The organism is Ideonella azotifigens, from assembly GCF_021043325.1.
Taxonomy (GTDB): Bacteria; Pseudomonadota; Gammaproteobacteria; order Burkholderiales; family Burkholderiaceae_C; genus Ideonella; species Ideonella azotifigens.
Genome location: NZ_JAJNKD010000007.1, coordinates 100,938 through 114,640, shown reverse-complemented (window position 1 = coordinate 114,640; position 13,703 = coordinate 100,938). Strand labels below are relative to the sequence as shown.

The window sequence follows — 13,703 nt, the reverse complement described above, 5'->3', positions numbered from 1 at the left end:
CGGATCGCACTCTAGACCCGGGCTGCCAGCGCGTCATACGCGATCTCACGTAGACGCAAGACAGCCCAGGTTGTCAGACAACTTATCCGGCCACTCAGCGCCGGCCAGCCCTCAGCGCTGCACTTCGGCCTGGGCGCCTCCGTCCACGCTGATCGAATGCGTGTCGCGCGAGGCCTGAGCGGCAGCGCTGGCCGAGGCATTGGCCTGGCGGGTGCTGCCGCTGGCGTTGGCATTGCCGGCCAGCGCGCGGCTGGTGCCGGTGGCGCTGCCGTTGGCCGCGGCAGTGGCCGGCGCTGGCGCACTCTGCGGGGCCGCAGCCTGGCCGTTGGGCGCAGGGCTGGCAGTGCCGTCCGCGGTGGCTGGTTTTGCAGTGCCAGCGGCATCGGTGGCCGAACTCACGGCGTCGCGTGCGCGGCTGGCGGCGGGCAGCGGTGCGCCGTTGCGGCTGGCCTGAGCGTTCGCCTGCCCGGCCAGGTCGAGGCTGCGCGGCGCGAAGCCGCCGTGGAAGCTCCCTCCCAGGCCACCGCCCACACCGCCCAGACCACCACCGCTGCCACCACCACCGCCGCCGAGCAAGCCGGCATGCGCCGCCGGTGCCAGGCAGCAGGCCGACAGCAGCGCGATCGAGACGCGGGAAGCAAACTTGAATTGACGTGGCTTGAACATGATCTGCACTCCTTGACACTGTGAAGGGCCGGCGGTTTCCAACCCTTTCACCGAGCACAACGAGCACCGCGCCGGGCTTCTTCCGCAGGTGGTGGTAACGCTTTGTCAGCGCGACCGAGCGTGCACTCTTTCCGGCGCCACGCGCAGACCTTCGCCCACCAGGCCGAAGCCGTAGACCGGGTCGCGGCCCGGTGCGCCGAGGTCCACCGCCTGGCGGGCCAGTTGCTGCAGCGCCGCCGCAGCCTCCTGCGGGCCGGGCTGCGCCAGGGTCTCCGCCAGCAGGCCAGCCACGACAGGCGCCGCAAACGAGGTGCCGCGTGCGACCGCATAGCCGCCGCCCGGCCGGGCCACGGCCATCTCGCTGCCGGGTGCGGCCAGCAGCACCTGCGGGCCTTGCGCGGCTTCCGGCAGCACCCGGCGCGCGGCGCCGATGCCTGTCACGCCGACCACGCCGGGGTATGCGGCCGGGTACAGCGGCGGCGCGGCCGGCCCGTCGTTGCCCACTGCGGCCACCACCAGGTGGCCCTTGCGCACCAGCGCCGCCACCGCCTGCGCCAGCAGCAGGTTGGCCGGGCCGACCAGGCTGACGTTGATCACCGCCACCCGCTCGCCGGCCAGCCAGGCGAGCGCCCGGGCCACCTCTTCGGCGCTGCCGCCTGCCGGCTGTTCGCAATAGACATCGGCCGCCAGCAGCGTGGCGCCGGGCAGCACCCCGGCGAAAACCGCGTCCCGCCCGACCAGCAGCGAAGCCACCGCGGTGCCATGCGCGCTGGGCCGCTCGGCGCCGCCGCAGCCCCAGCGCTGCAGCGCCAGCCCGGCCAGCGCGGCATGGCCGCTGTCCACGCCGCCATCCACCAGGCCCACGCGGCGCGGCGCCAGGCGCGGCGGTGCCGAAGCTGTTGCTGCCGGCTCGGTAGGCACCACCTCGCCGCCCGGCGTGTAGAGGTGATTGAAGTCGACCATGGCCGATGCATCCATGGCACGCAGCCGCGCCACGGCCTGCGCCGTGCCCAGGCCAGGCGGCGGCCGCAGCACCAGCTGGCGAATCTCCAGCTCGGCCAGCGTCTCCTCGCGCAGCAGCACAAAGCCTTCCGCCAGCGCCGCGGCCAGCAGCGCGGCCGGGGGCGACACCAGCAGCAGTTCCTGGCGGCGCACCGGCTGGCCCGCAGGATCGGCCTCGACCTGGTCCGCATGCCGGCGCAGCAGCTCGCGCACTGCCGCCAGCCGGCGGTCCTGCAGCGCGGCCAGCGTCTGCGGCAGCAGCTCCGGCGAGACCGTGGGCAGGCGGGGCAGCTCGCGCGGCAGCGAAGGCAGCGAAGGCAGGCGCAGCTGGGCGCTGGCCGGCATGGCCAGCGCCAGCGCGCCGCACAAGAGGAGAAGCGAGGGCACAGCTTTCATGGTCGTTGGCAGCATAACGAGCGACGCATGGAAGAAAATCCCTGCGACACCCGTTGTCCCCAGCAGATGAGCCCAGCCTCCCCCGATGTGCGACACCAGATCGCAGCCCTGCTGCCGCGCCTGCGGCGCTTTGGCCGCACGCTGGCGCGGCACCCGGCAGATGCGGACGACCTGGTGCAGATCGCCATCGAGAAGGCCTTGAACCGGATCGACCAGTGGGCGCCCGGCACACGGCTGGACAGCTGGATGTTCAGGATCATGCAGAACGCGTGGATCGACGAAGTGCGGGCCCGCGAGCGCCGCGACCAGACCTTCCTGCCGGAAGAAGCCGGCGCCGAGGTGGGCGTGCAGGACTCGCAGCTGGACGCGCTGGCCGTGCGCAGGGCAGTGGCGCAGCTGGGCGACGAGCAGCGCGCCGCCGTTGGCATGGTGCTGGTCGAAGGCTTTTCGTACCAGGAGGCGGCCGAGCTGCTGGGCATTCCCATTGGCACGCTGACCAGCCGGCTGGCCCGGGCCCGCGAAGCGCTGCAGGCCTGGCTGGGCGAGCTGCCGAAAGAGATGACATGAACGACTGGCAGGACGACGAACTGATGGCGTTTGCCGACGGCGAACTCTCCGCCCGGCGCCGCCAGGCGCTGGCCGAGGCAATGGCCGGCGACGCCACGCTGCGGGCGCGCGTGGAAACCTTCCAGGCCCAGCGCCAGCGCGTGGCCAAGGCCTTTGCGGCCGTGCTGGACGAACCGGTGCCGGACCGCCTCAGCGCCTTGCTGGCACCGCCGCCGGCCGCCGCGCCGCGGCTTGCAGCAGTCGTCGCACTGGATGCCATTCGCCAGCGCCGCGGGGGGCTGGGCTGGGCGGCCTGGGGCGGCATGGCGGCCAGCCTGGCGATTGGCCTGGTGTCAGGCGCCTTGTGGGCACACCGGGGTGGCGATGTGCCGCTGATGGCCGAGCAAGGCGGCCGGCTGCTGGCCCGCGGCGCGCTGGCGCAGGCGCTGGACACGCAACTCGCAAGCGACACGCCGGCCGGTGCGCGCGTGGCGCTGCAACTCAGCTTCGTGGCGCAGGCCGGCGGCTACTGCCGCACCTTCGTGGCCGGTGGCACCGCAGGCCTGGCCTGCCGCTCGCCCGCAGGCTGGCAAGTGCAGGCCGCGGAGCAGGTGGACGCCAGCCAAGCCGCTGGCCTGCGCCAGGCGGCTTCAACGCTTCCGCCTTCCGTGCTGGCAGCGGTGGACCGGTACATCGCCGGCAATGCGCTGGACGCCACGCAGGAGCGCAGCGCACGCGACCGGGCCTGGCAGCGCTGAGACAGGCGTCAGTTCAGCAGTTCGATGTGCCCGCGCACCGGCTCCCAGCCGTCTGCACGCGTGGCCACGCCCATGGTCGACCGGTCGTTGAAATTCAGCGCCATCGTCAGCGTGTAGCCGGCGGGCGAAGGCAGCGAAACCAGCTGGACTTCTTCGGCCAGCTCGAAGCAGCTGTAGGGCATGCGCAGGGAGGCCGGGTGGCCCGACAGGCCGAAGGTGCCGTCCTCGTGGAAACGGATTTCCTGGGACTCGCCCCGGATCGGGCCTTCGAGCCAGCGCAGCTTCAGCGTCCGGCCCTGCATGGCATCGGGCACGGCAGCACGGGTGACGGGGCGTTCGGCGAGGAGATTGGACATGGGATGACAGCGTCGGAAAGTGCGTTCTTGGATTGCCGTGCAGTAGACCGTCGGGCCCGCAAACAGCCCGTGAGTGAACGCCGCATGGCGCTGTAGGCGCAGGCCGACAAGCGCCGTGCCAACCGAAGTCAGCAAGTGCTGTTAACTTCCTGGCTTGCTGACCGTTCTGAAGCCCTCTCCCGAAGCCCCACCAAGCTGACATGAGCATCCGCACCCGTCTCCTGTTGCTGGTCTTCGCCGTCTGGCTGCCGGCCGTCATCGGCTTTGGCCTGCTGGCGCGCACCACCTACCAGCGCGAGGAAGACAGCGCGCGCATGAACGTGCAGAACATCGGGCAAAGCCTGAATTTCGTTGCCGAGCGGGAGCTGGACAAGCGCGCGGTCATGGCCCGCACGCTGGCGGGCTCCAGCGCGCTGCACGACGGTGACCTGCGCCGCTTCCGCGAAGAGGCCGCGGTGGCCGTCGAGGGCAGCGGCAACTGGGCCTTCCTGGTCGACCGCGAACGCGTGCTGCTGAACACCTTGCTGCCCGAGCTGGACCTGACGCCGCGCCCGCGGCCACCCGGCGCGCACTTCGTCACCGGCGAGCCGGAAGTATTCTTCGCCCAGCAGGCGCCATTGCTGAAGAAGCCGGTGCTGGGCGTGTTCGCGGCGCAGCGCGGCGTGCAGCCGCCGCAGTACAACGTCGGCGTGTCCTTCGAGCCGAGCGTGATGCAGGCCATCCTCGACGAGCACCGGTACCCCGAAGGCAGCGTCGCCTCCATCATCGACCAGGACCAGCACGTGATCGCCCGCAGCCGCGATCCGGAAAAGTGGCTGGGCCGGCAGGCCACCGGCGACATCCAGCGCCGTGCCCAGGCCGGCGAAGACGGCTTTGCCGAATCGACCACGCTGGACGGCGTGCCATCGCTGAGCTACCTCAGCAAGCCCAGCCGCTACCGCTGGGCGGTGATCATTGCGCTGCCGCGCACCGCGCTGACCCGGGCGGCACAGCGGGTCACGCTGCAGGCCATGGCGGCCTCCGGGCTGTTGCTGCTGATCGGCCTGGGCATGGCGATGTATGGCGCGCGCCGCATCAGCGCGCCGGTGCTGGCCCTGCGCGAAGCCGCCTCGCAGCTGGGCGAAGACGCGGTGCCGCCGCGCCTGAGCACCGGCGTCAGCGAGGCCGACCAGGTCAGCGCCGCGCTGCACGAAGCCGGCCTGCGCTCGCACGAGGCCACGCGCACGCTGGAGCAGCGCGTGGCCGAGGCCGTGCAGCAGGCCGGCGAGGCCCAGGCCCGGCTGCTGGACGGCCAGAAGCACGAGGCCATCGGCCGTCTCACCGGCGGCCTGGCACATGACTTCAACAACCTGCTGCAGACCATCCAGATGGCCTTGCAGGTCATGGATCGCCAGGTCGGCGAAGGGTCGCAGCGCCGGGTGCTGCAAAGCGCGCTGCGGGCCACCGCGAAGGCGGCCGCCCTGGTCCGGCAGATGCTCACCTTCGGCCGCCGCCAGGCGCTGCAGCCGCAGTCGGTGGACCTGGGCGACTTCGTGCTGAAGACCCAGGAGCTGACCAGCAAGGCCGTCGGCGCACGGGTGCAGCTGTCGGCCCACATCGAGCCACGCCTGCCGGCACTGTTCGTCGACCCCACGCAGCTCGAACTGGCGCTGCTGAACCTGGTCTTCAATGCCCGCGACGCAATGCCGGACGGCGGCCACATCACCCTCACCGGCCGCCTGGCCGAGCCAGCCGAAACCGCCGGCCTGCAGACCGGCCAGCGCTACCTCTGCATCGAGGTGGCCGACGACGGCCCCGGCATGGACGCCGAAACCCAGGCCAAGGCCTTCGAGCCGTATTTCACGACCAAGCCGGTCGGCACAGGCAGTGGCCTGGGCCTGCCGCAGGTGCTGGCCCTGGCGCGCCAGTCCGGTGGCGACGCGCGGTTGCAGAGCAAGCCCGGCGAAGGCACCCGCGTCAGCCTCTACCTGCCGGCCAGCGAGCAGCGGGCAGAGGCACCGGCCGCCAGTGCCGGTGCGCCCCAGCCCAGCCGCCAGCTGCGGCTGCTGATGGTGGAAGACGATCCGCTGGTGGCCTCGGTGGTGCTGCCGGCCCTGCAGGGCGAGGGCCACAAGGTGACGCTGTGCAACAGCGCCGACGAAGCCTTGCAACGCCTGTTGCAGGGTCAACCCTTCGACGTGCTGTTCACCGACGTGGTGATGCCCGGCCGCATGAGCGGGCTGGACCTGGTGGCCTGGTGCCGCGAACACCTGCCCGCGCTGCCCACCGTGGTCGCCACCGGCTACTCGGCCCAGGCGCCCGACACCCATGCCCAGCTGCTGCGCAAGCCGTATGCGATCGACACCTTGCTGAGCGCCCTGCAGCAGGCGGCTGACGACAAGAAGACACCCCCCGCCGCCGAATGAACCCGCCCCATCTGCTGCGCTGCCGCTGCGGCACCGTCTCCGGCCTGCTCAGCCACGGCGAGCGGGCCAACCGCTGCGTCTGCTACTGCAAGGACTGCCAGGCCTTCGCCCACTTCCTCGGCGAGCCGCAGCGCGTGCTGGACCCGCTGGGCGGCAGCGAGGTGATCGCCACCTCGCCCGCCTGGCTGCGGTTCACCCAGGGCCGCGAAGCGCTGGCCTGCATGTCGCTCACCGAAGGCGGCATGCTGCGCTGGTACACCCGCTGCTGCCGCACCGCCATCGGCAACACGCCGCGCAACCACAAGTTCTCGTACATCGGCCTGCTGCACAGCTGCCTGCAGAGCGATCCGACGCACACGCTGGCTGCGTCCTTCGGCCCGCTGCGCATGCAGCTCAACCGGCAGAGCGCCAGGCAGACGCAAGGCCCTGTGCCGAGCGCAAGCGCCCTGTCCACCACCTGGGCCATGCTGCGCATCGCCCGCATGGTGGCCGGCGCGCGCATTGGCGGCAGCTACCTGCACACGCCCTTCTTCGACGTGCACAGCGGCACGCCGCTGGCGCAGCGCCAGGTGCTCAGCAGCGCCGAATACGCGCGGCTGCAGCAACGGGTCGGGCAGTCCTGAACCCGCCTGCTGGACTTCAGCGAAACAACCCGCGGCGGCGGCGCGGCGTTGCCGTGCTCCAGGCAATCAGGGCCAGCAGCGCCACCTGCAGCGGCAGCCGGGCCGCCAGCAAGGCATAAGGCACGTCGAACTGCTCGGGCACCTGCAACATGTAGAAGTGCACCGGCGTGACCGCCAGCGTCAGCAGGAACAGGCCGATGCCCGCCGCACGGCGGGTGCGCCGCCACAGCAGGCCGGCAGCGCCCAGCAGCTCGAACACCCCGCTCACCAGCACCGCGGCCATCGGCCACGGGATGTACGGCGGCACGATGCGCATCTCGGTTTCGAGCGCGGCGAAGTGCGCAATGCCGCCAATGAAGAACCACAGGAACACAAACACCAGGCCGGCAAGGCGCCAGCCTCCGAGCCGGGGCGCGGACATGGGAAGAGCAGATGACATCGGGCGATTGGACCTCAAGTGCCAGGGCCTGCCGAAGACAGCCCCACGAGGCCGCCGGAACGGACAGCGCACTGCTGCAGCCCGCATCCAAGCCCCCACCACTCCCCCCACCAGCACGAAGCCGCAAATTTCTGTATGATTATCATCATGCGAATTTCAAAAGCGAGCCAACGGGCGGCGGCAAAAGAGGCAACACACGCGCGCATCGTCGCCGTGGCGGCGCGCGCGATCCGCCGAAGCGGCTACGACGGGGTCGGCGTGGCCGACATCATGAAAGAGGCCGGGCTGACGCACGGTGCGTTCTATGCGCACTTCGCTTCGCGCGAGGCCATGCTGGTAGAGGCCGCACGCCAGGCCTGCGCCGAGTCCGCCTCGGTGGCAACAGGCGTGGCGGCCAGCGCGCCGCCGGAGCAGGTGGTCGCCGCCATGCTGGGCGCCTACCTCTCGAAGACGCATGCCGACCAAGCAGAAACCGGCTGCCCGCTGGCCGCCCTGGGCTCCGAGACCGCGCGGCAGGCGCCGGAGGTGCGCCGGGTCACGACCCGCCACATCAAGGAAATGGTCGACCTGCTGGCCCGACAGTCGCCGGACTGGGGGCAGCCCCAGGCCCACGCGCAGGCGCTGGTCGCGATCTCCACGATGGTGGGCGCGCTGCTGCTGTCCCGCGCGGTCGATGACCCCGCGCTGGCCGATGGCCTGCGAAGCGCCGCGCTGAAGCACCTGACCCCCACCCACGATTGAAACGGCCACATGGAGCGCCGGCCCTTCGCTCGCCTTCTCACATGATGATCATCATCCCGATATCACAACCCCTCCCCACCCAAGCCTCGGACAGACCCACACCATGACAAAACACAGCAGGATTGCCCTTGTGACCGGCGCTTCGTCGGGCATCGGCCAGGCCACTGCCACGCAGCTCGCCCAGGTGGGCTACAAGGTCTACGGCACCAGCCGCCGCGGCGCCCAGCCCGGCCAACATGCTTTCGAGATGCTGGCCCTGGACGTGACACGCGACGCGTCGGTCGAAGCCGCCGTCCAGCAGCTGATGCAGCGCGAAGGCCGCCTCGATCTGCTGGTCAACAACGCCGGGTTTGGCGTGGCGCCCGCCGGAGCCGAGGAAAGTTCGATCGAGCAAGCCCAGGCCATTTTCGACACCAACTTCTTCGGCCTGGTGCGCATGACACGCGCGGTGCTGCCGCACATGCGCCGCCAGGGCGGCGGCCGCATCGTCAACATCGGCTCGGTGCTGGGCTTCCTGCCCATGCCCTACATGGCGCTGTACTCCGCCACCAAGCATGCGGTGGCCGGCTATTCCGAAGCGCTCGACCATGAGCTGCGCACGCAGGGCATTCGCGTCTCGGTGGTAGAACCTGCCTACATCAACACGCCGTTCGATGCCAACCTGATGCAGCCCGATGCGGTGCTGGACGTGTACGGCACGGTGCGCGCCGGGGTCGAGAAGCGGGTCAAGGAAGTGCTCGTTGGTGCCGACGGCCCGGAGGTCGTCGCCGAAGTGGTGCTGCGGGCGGCCACCGCGGAGCACCCCAAACTCCACTACACACCCGGCCTGGCCAGCCGCATGCGCATGCTGCGCCGCTTCGCGCCTGCCAGCGTGCTGGACGCGGGCGTCCGCAAGGACCTGCGCCTCGAAGCCTGAGCCGCTCGTTGATCCACCACATCTCCCAGCGCCGGGCCATCAGTTCGACCAAGGAAACACCATGAAGGCATTTGTTCTCGACCGCTATGCCAAGAAAGGCCTTCTGCGGCCAGCCGAGCTGCCGGACCCTGATTTGCACGACGACGAGGTCCTGGTCGAGGTCCACGCTGCCGGCGTCAACCTGCTGGACGTCAAGATCCGGGACGGCGAGTTCAAGCTGATCCTGCCCTACCGGCTGCCGCTGGTGCTGGGCCACGACGTGGCCGGCGTGGTGCGCAAGGTCGGCCCGCGGGTGCGGCAGTTCAAGCCCGGCGACGAGGTCTACGCACGGGTGGACGACTTCCGGATCGGCACCTTCGCCGAGCTTGTCCCGGTCAAGGAAAGCTCGCTGGCGCCCAAGCCCAGGAACCTCTCGATGGAAGAAGCCGCGTCCATCCCGCTGGTGGGCCTGACGGCCTGGCAGGCGCTGGTCGAGACGGCCAGGCTGAAGCAGGGAGAGAAGGTCTTCATCCAGGCGGGTTCCGGCGGCGTCGGCACCTTCGCCATCCAGTTGGCCAAGCACCTGGGCGCCACGGTGGCGACCACCAGCAGCAACACCGAGCTGGTGAAGCGCCTCGGCGCGGACGTGATCGTCAACTACAAGACGCAGGACTTCGCGCAGGTGCTGCGCGACTGCGACCTGGTGCTGAACAGCCAGGACGGCAAGACCCTCGCCAAGTCGCTCGGCGTGCTCAAGCCCGGCGGCAAGCTCATCTCCATCTCCGGCCCGCCGGACCCGGCATTCGGCCAGGCCATCGCTGCCCCCGGCTTCGTGAGGCTGGTCATGCGGCTGCTGAGCGCAAGTGTCAGGCGCAAAGCCAGGAAGCTGGGCGTCGACTATTCATTCCTGTTCATGAAGGCGAACGGCAGCCAGCTGCGCGAGATCACCAGGCTCATCGAGGCCGGCGCCATCCATCCGGTGATCGACAAGGTCTTCCCGTTCGCATCCACCAACGAAGCCATGGCCTACGTCGAGGCCGGCCGCGCAAAAGGCAAGGTGGTGATCAAGATCAGGTGAGGATGGCCTCAGGGCCATGACGCAGCGCAAGCTGGCGGCAGACAAGGCGCGACGCACGGCCAGCCGGGTCGCACAATGAATCTCTTGCCAGCCAACCCTGAGGACTCGCCAGCATGACCACGCGTCGCACCTTCATCCAGATCATTCCGGTGACCAGCCTCGCGCTGTTGGCCGCACAGCAGGCGCGCGCCGCAGACGTCGACCCCAAGGATGCCCAAGCCACGGCGCTGGGTTATGTGGTGGACGCCACCAAGGCCGACAAGGCCAAGTTCCCGAAGTACGCCGCTGGACAGACCTGCGCGAATTGCCAGTTCTACCAAGGCAAGGCGGGCGACGCGAGCGGTGCCTGCCCGCTGTTCGCCGGCAAGAACGTCGCGGCCAAGGGCTGGTGCAGCGCCTACGCGAAGAAGGCCTAGACCTGGACCTGGCGGAGCCCGGCTGGACGGCAAGCCGGGCTGAACCTGCGGCAACTTCCGGTGCTCCGGTGCTTCAGCCGTTGGACCTGAAGTGCAGGGGCCTGCAAGACGATCCCTTGCGGCATGGCGGTCGCACTTGCCATCGCGCATGATCGCCCGGCGGACGGCCCAGTTTTCCGGGTCACTTTGCAAACGCCCACACATTCGACTCGTTGTGCCAATGGTCCTCGCCCTAAAATTCACCTCGCCATGGCATACAAACCTCCGACTCACATTCTTGAAGTCCTGCAGAAGATCGAGTACGAAGAAGCGCTGCCCGACGGAGATCCGCGCTATGTGGACACGCAGACGGCACGCGGCAGCGAGAAGACCTTTGCGCGGCTGGCACGCAAGTTTGGCTGGGATCCGGCGACGAATGCCTTCTTTGCCCCCAACGACAAGCATGTGCTGTTCTTCGGCCACATCGGCAGCGGCAAGACCACCGAGCTGCGCCGATACGCGGGCAGGCTGAACGAGTCGAAGCGCTTCTATGTCGTTGAAGTCGACGTCCTTGCCAAGCTGGACCGCAACAACCTGCAGTACACGGAAGCGCTGATGGCGATGGCTGAAACGCTGCTGGAGCGTCTCAATGCCGATGGATTCTCGCTCGGCGAAGACTCGCTCAAGCCCGTGCGCGACTGGTTCGCCAGTGCCATCCAGACGCGCAGCACGAACCGGGAACTGAGCGCGGAACTCAAGACCGGCATCGAGGCTGGCGGCGGTATCCCGGGAATCGTCAAACTGTTCGCAGGCTTTACCACTGCGTTCAAGACCGGGTCGAGCCAGAAGAGCGAGTGGCGGCAGGAGATTCGCAACGGCTTCACGACCCTGGCGATCGCGTTCAGCAACCTCATTCGCACTGCAGAGGCCGAGTTGGCGCGTGCAGGGCGCGCCGAGCGGGTGCTCTTCCTGATCGACGGTACCGACAAGATGCGCGGTGAAGACACCCAGCAATTCTTCGTACAGGATGCCGAGCAACTCCTGGCAATCCAGACCCTGGCCATCTACACCGCACCACTCCACCTCAAGTACGACGGGCGGCTGGGCGGCAAGCTCGATGCTGACATGGTGCTGCCGATGATCAAGCTGCAAGAGCGCGACGGCAGCCCCTTCGAGCCCGGCCTGACGGCCATGCATGAGCTGCTGCTGCGGCGCGCCGACAGCAGCCTGTTCTCCAGCGACGCCGAAGCGAAGCGCCTGGTGGAATACAGCGGCGGTCATCCGCGCGAACTGCTGCGCCTGTTGAAGCTGTGTTGCGAAGTGGCAGACAACATCATCGACGCGGCAGTGGTGCAACGAGCCATCGAACAACTCGCATCCGACTACCGCTACTTCCTCAAACCCGGCGACTACGCGCTGCTGAAGGCCATCGACGCCAACCCGGCCCACGGCGGCAACGACGAACAGGCGCAGGAACTGCTGCACCGGCTGGCGCTGCTGCAGTACAACGATGGCGCCTGGCGCCGCAGCCACCCGGTGGTGCGCACGCTGGAGGGCTACCGACTGGCCGTGGTGCCGGCTGCCGAGCCTGCAACCGCGCCAGCCGCAGCTCCCCCAGCCTGACCCAAGCGGCAGTCTGCGAAATGGCCGGCTCCGCCTTCGATGTTGAACAACTGCGGTTGGCGGCGGCACGTGGTCTCCCAGCGTCTTGCCACGACGATTTCCTGCGCCTTTCGCGCACGCTGGTGCACGGCCCGGCCTTCCAATGGTTGCTGGTCGATGCGCCCGACGAAAACCTGCGCAAGCAGGTGATGACGGCGCTCGACGAGGTCTTGCGCATGGCGGGCCTGAACACCAGCCGCCTGCCGGTGAGCGACAGGATTGCCGACGTGGCTGAGCTGGAAGAGCGTCTCATCAAGAACGCCCGCGCAGGCTCGGTGGTCCACGTCGTCGGCCGGCCGGGATGGTTCGATTCGGCGCGATGGGACGCCTTCAACGCACGCCGCGAACGCCTTGCCTCGCAAGCCCGCGCACGCCTGGTGTTCTGGCTCGATGCCGATGCGATTGCACTCGCCTCGAGCAAGGCGCCTGACTTGTGGGCCTGGCGAAGTGGCGTCTATGCCTTCCTGCCCCCCGCGGCGCCTGCGACATCCGCACCCGCCATCGGTTCCAGCCCCGAACTCAAGCTCACCAGTGGCCATGTCTCGCCGATCCCGCCTAGGCCAACGGGCGCAGACAACCGTTCAATGGCAGAACGCAGCCGCCGCGTCGCCGAGATTCGAGCCTGGCTGGCAAACAAGCCAGCGCCGCCGGACGAATTGCTTGCGGCACCTGTCGACGAACTTGGCAGGTTGCTGCATGATCTCGGTGACTACGACGCCGCGCTGCAGCACTGGCGCGAGGTCGAACTCCCTTTGCATCGGCGCCTGGGTGACGAACGAGCGGAGGCCATGACCAAGGGCCAGATCGCCGACATCCTGCAAGCCCGCGGCCAGCTCGACGAGGCCCTGCGCATCCGAAGAGAGGAGCAACTGCCCGTCTATGAACGCCTGGGCGACGTGCGCTCCAAGGCTGTGACCACAGGCAAGATCGCCGACATTCTGCAAGCCCGCGGCCAGCTCGACGAGGCACTGCGCATCCGGAAGGAGGAACAACTGTCCGTTTATGAGCGCCTTGGCGACGTGCGCGCCAAGGCCGTGACCATGGGCAAGATCGCCGACATCCTGCAAGCACGCGGGCAGTTTGACGAGGCCCTTCGCATCCGCCGAGAAGAGCAAATGCCTGTCTATGAGCGCCTGGGCGACGCGCTCTCCAAAGCCGTCACAGTGGGCAAAATTGCCAACATCCTGCGAACCCGCGGGCAGCTCGACGAGGCCTTGCGCATCTACCGGGAAGAACAACTGCCGGTATTCGAGCGACTTGGCGACATACGCTCCAAGGCCGTCACCATGGGTCAGATTGCAGACATCCTGCAAGACCGTGGCCAGTTCGACGAGGCCTTGCGCATCCGCAGGGAGGAACAAATGCCCGTCTTTATGCGCCTGGGCGACGTGCGCGAGCAGGCCGTCACCATGGGGCAGATCGCCGATATCCTGCAAGACCGCGGCCAGCTCGGCGAGGCCCTGCGCATCCGCAAGGAGGAAGAACTGCCCGTCTATGATCGCCTTGGCGAGGTACGCGGGAAGGCGATCACAAGCGCGAAGATCGGGTTGCACTTGCTGGATGGAGAAGGGGCAACGGCCGATGAAGCCAGGCAGTTGCTTGAGACGGCATGGGCAGAGCTGTCGCGCCTGGGTTTGCCAGAGGCAGATGCCCTTGCCGAACAGATGCGCATGCGAGGTTTGAAGTTGCCCGCCACCCACCGACGTGAGTGAAACGCGGTGCGCTGCCCGGAGAACGGCGC

14 protein-coding genes are annotated in these 13,703 nt (G+C 68.8%); 10 read left to right on the top strand and 4 right to left on the bottom strand.

Going from position 1 to position 13,703, the window contains the following annotated elements; translation table 11 throughout:
- Positions 1-111: 111 nt before the first annotated feature.
- Positions 112-666 (bottom strand): hypothetical protein, encoded by a 555-nt coding sequence (locus LRH25_RS16385; RefSeq protein WP_231011668.1) that lies wholly within the window; start codon positions 664-666, stop codon positions 112-114.
- A 105-nt stretch (positions 667-771) separates the two neighbouring features.
- Complete coding sequence (locus LRH25_RS16380) at positions 772-2,064, bottom strand: S8 family serine peptidase (RefSeq protein ID WP_310742429.1); 1,293 nt, start codon at positions 2,062-2,064, stop codon at positions 772-774.
- A 66-nt stretch (positions 2,065-2,130) separates the two neighbouring features.
- Here LRH25_RS16380 and LRH25_RS16375 point away from each other — a divergent pair, with 66 nt between their 5' ends.
- Positions 2,131-2,631, top strand: a complete 501-nt coding sequence (locus tag LRH25_RS16375; RefSeq protein ID WP_231011667.1) for a sigma-70 family RNA polymerase sigma factor — start codon at positions 2,131-2,133, stop codon at positions 2,629-2,631.
- The gene (locus LRH25_RS16370) at positions 2,628-3,368 is read left to right on the top strand and encodes an anti-sigma factor family protein (RefSeq protein WP_231011665.1); all 741 of its coding nucleotides are present in this window, start codon (positions 2,628-2,630) and stop codon (positions 3,366-3,368) included. Before LRH25_RS16375 ends, LRH25_RS16370 begins: the two co-directional genes overlap by 4 nt.
- A gap of 8 nt (positions 3,369-3,376) precedes the next feature.
- Here LRH25_RS16370 and LRH25_RS16365 read toward each other — a convergent pair whose 3' ends face one another.
- The gene (locus LRH25_RS16365) at positions 3,377-3,724 is read right to left on the bottom strand and encodes a hypothetical protein (RefSeq protein ID WP_141291884.1); all 348 of its coding nucleotides are present in this window, start codon (positions 3,722-3,724) and stop codon (positions 3,377-3,379) included.
- Between the two features lie 200 nt (positions 3,725-3,924).
- Between LRH25_RS16365 and LRH25_RS16360 the strand changes: the two genes are divergently transcribed.
- Together LRH25_RS16360 and LRH25_RS16355 are read left to right on the top strand one after the other, a co-directional pair.
- Positions 3,925-6,129: an ATP-binding protein gene (locus LRH25_RS16360; RefSeq protein ID WP_231011664.1), complete on the top strand. Its 2,205-nt coding sequence runs from the start codon at positions 3,925-3,927 to the stop codon at positions 6,127-6,129.
- Positions 6,126-6,752 (top strand): DUF6151 family protein, encoded by a 627-nt coding sequence (locus LRH25_RS16355; RefSeq protein ID WP_141291029.1) that lies wholly within the window; start codon positions 6,126-6,128, stop codon positions 6,750-6,752. Before LRH25_RS16360 ends, LRH25_RS16355 begins: the two co-directional genes overlap by 4 nt.
- A 16-nt stretch (positions 6,753-6,768) precedes the next feature.
- Here the strand turns inward: LRH25_RS16355 and LRH25_RS16350 are convergent, their stop codons facing one another.
- Positions 6,769-7,173, bottom strand: coding sequence for a DoxX family protein (locus LRH25_RS16350; RefSeq protein WP_141291028.1), 405 nt, complete (start codon positions 7,171-7,173; stop codon positions 6,769-6,771).
- Positions 7,174-7,326: 153 nt separating this feature from the next.
- On the opposite strand from LRH25_RS16350, the gene LRH25_RS16345 reads away from it, so the two are divergent.
- The 6 genes from LRH25_RS16345 (at position 7,327) to LRH25_RS16320 (ending at position 13,674) form a co-directional block, all read left to right on the top strand.
- The gene (locus LRH25_RS16345) at positions 7,327-7,932 is read left to right on the top strand and encodes a TetR/AcrR family transcriptional regulator (RefSeq protein WP_231011661.1); all 606 of its coding nucleotides are present in this window, start codon (positions 7,327-7,329) and stop codon (positions 7,930-7,932) included.
- Between the two features lie 103 nt (positions 7,933-8,035).
- A complete protein-coding gene (locus LRH25_RS16340) occupies positions 8,036-8,848 on the top strand; it encodes an oxidoreductase (protein WP_141288783.1) in 813 nt (270 codons plus the stop codon).
- Positions 8,849-8,909: 61 nt separating this feature from the next.
- Entirely contained in the window at positions 8,910-9,905 is a 996-nt protein-coding gene (locus LRH25_RS16335) for an NADP-dependent oxidoreductase (RefSeq protein ID WP_141288782.1), read from the top strand.
- Positions 9,906-10,018: 113 nt separating this feature from the next.
- Positions 10,019-10,321, top strand: a complete 303-nt coding sequence (locus LRH25_RS16330) for a high-potential iron-sulfur protein (RefSeq protein WP_141288780.1) — start codon at positions 10,019-10,021, stop codon at positions 10,319-10,321.
- Between the two features lie 123 nt (positions 10,322-10,444).
- Positions 10,445-11,923: an ATP-binding protein gene (locus tag LRH25_RS16325; RefSeq protein ID WP_231011655.1), complete on the top strand. Its 1,479-nt coding sequence runs from the start codon at positions 10,445-10,447 to the stop codon at positions 11,921-11,923.
- 20 nt (positions 11,924-11,943) lie between these two features.
- Positions 11,944-13,674, top strand: coding sequence for a tetratricopeptide repeat protein (locus tag LRH25_RS16320; RefSeq protein ID WP_141288776.1), 1,731 nt, complete (start codon positions 11,944-11,946; stop codon positions 13,672-13,674).
- Positions 13,675-13,703 lie beyond the last annotated feature (29 nt).

Coding starts and splice junctions, on each gene's coding strand:
- LRH25_RS16360 (WP_231011664.1), top strand. CDS start 3,925: ATGAGCATCCGCACCCGTCTCCTGTTGCTGGTCTTCGCCGTCTGGCTG.
- LRH25_RS16355 (WP_141291029.1), top strand. CDS start 6,126: ATGAACCCGCCCCATCTGCTGCGCTGCCGCTGCGGCACCGTCTCCGGC.
- LRH25_RS16340 (WP_141288783.1), top strand. CDS start 8,036: ATGACAAAACACAGCAGGATTGCCCTTGTGACCGGCGCTTCGTCGGGC.
- LRH25_RS16320 (WP_141288776.1), top strand. CDS start 11,944: ATGGCCGGCTCCGCCTTCGATGTTGAACAACTGCGGTTGGCGGCGGCA.
- LRH25_RS16345 (WP_231011661.1), top strand. CDS start 7,327: ATGATTATCATCATGCGAATTTCAAAAGCGAGCCAACGGGCGGCGGCA.
- LRH25_RS16375 (WP_231011667.1), top strand. CDS start 2,131: ATGAGCCCAGCCTCCCCCGATGTGCGACACCAGATCGCAGCCCTGCTG.
- LRH25_RS16370 (WP_231011665.1), top strand. CDS start 2,628: ATGAACGACTGGCAGGACGACGAACTGATGGCGTTTGCCGACGGCGAA.
- LRH25_RS16330 (WP_141288780.1), top strand. CDS start 10,019: ATGACCACGCGTCGCACCTTCATCCAGATCATTCCGGTGACCAGCCTC.
- LRH25_RS16350 (WP_141291028.1), bottom strand. CDS start 7,173: ATGTCCGCGCCCCGGCTCGGAGGCTGGCGCCTTGCCGGCCTGGTGTTT.
- LRH25_RS16385 (WP_231011668.1), bottom strand. CDS start 666: ATGTTCAAGCCACGTCAATTCAAGTTTGCTTCCCGCGTCTCGATCGCG.
- LRH25_RS16380 (WP_310742429.1), bottom strand. CDS start 2,064: ATGAAAGCTGTGCCCTCGCTTCTCCTCTTGTGCGGCGCGCTGGCGCTG.
- LRH25_RS16365 (WP_141291884.1), bottom strand. CDS start 3,724: ATGTCCAATCTCCTCGCCGAACGCCCCGTCACCCGTGCTGCCGTGCCC.
- LRH25_RS16335 (WP_141288782.1), top strand. CDS start 8,910: ATGAAGGCATTTGTTCTCGACCGCTATGCCAAGAAAGGCCTTCTGCGG.
- LRH25_RS16325 (WP_231011655.1), top strand. CDS start 10,445: ATGGCGGTCGCACTTGCCATCGCGCATGATCGCCCGGCGGACGGCCCA.